This window comes from Rheinheimera soli, from assembly GCF_021290985.1.
In the GTDB taxonomy this organism is placed as follows: Bacteria; Pseudomonadota; Gammaproteobacteria; order Enterobacterales; family Alteromonadaceae; genus Pararheinheimera; species Pararheinheimera soli.
Window position 1 is genome coordinate 1 of sequence record NZ_JAJOYU010000097.1, and the last position, 458, is coordinate 458.

At 46.9% G+C, this 458-nt stretch carries 1 protein-coding gene; it reads right to left on the bottom strand.

All coding sequences use genetic code 11. From position 1 onward, the window contains the following. On the bottom strand, positions 1–383 hold a 383-nt coding region (locus tag LSG37_RS21150; RefSeq protein WP_233081985.1), incomplete at its 3' end, for an IS110 family transposase. Between the last annotated feature and the right edge of the window lie 75 nt (positions 384–458).

Genomic DNA, 458 nt, shown 5'->3' on the forward strand with positions numbered 1-458 from the left:
AGCTGGCGCATCTTTTCAATTCCTTGCAAACCCTGCTCTTCTGTCGTCAGAATTCTCGCTGGTTTCATATTCGGCTGCCGCGCCGCAGTAGCTATGGCTAATGCATCATTTGCATCGGTTTTTTGACCCTGGCGAAACGCTTTTACCCGACGGGCTGGCAAGGCTTTTACCTCATGACCAAGCGATTGAGCGTAACGGCACCAGTAGTGACTGCCTCCGCAGGCTTCCATCACCACCAACGCTTTGGGTTCTTTACGCAATAACTCTTTTAGCTTTTCACGGCTCACTTTTTTGTTATAAACCAGCTTGCCGAAACCTGTTGTTTTCACAATCTGAAAGACTAATTTTGCAAGGTCGATAGCAAGCACTGTATAGTTTTCCATGTATGGACTCTCTTTTGGTTTGTGTGACAACTTCACCATAATCCCTCTCAGGGAGGGGAGTCCATACATCTACAT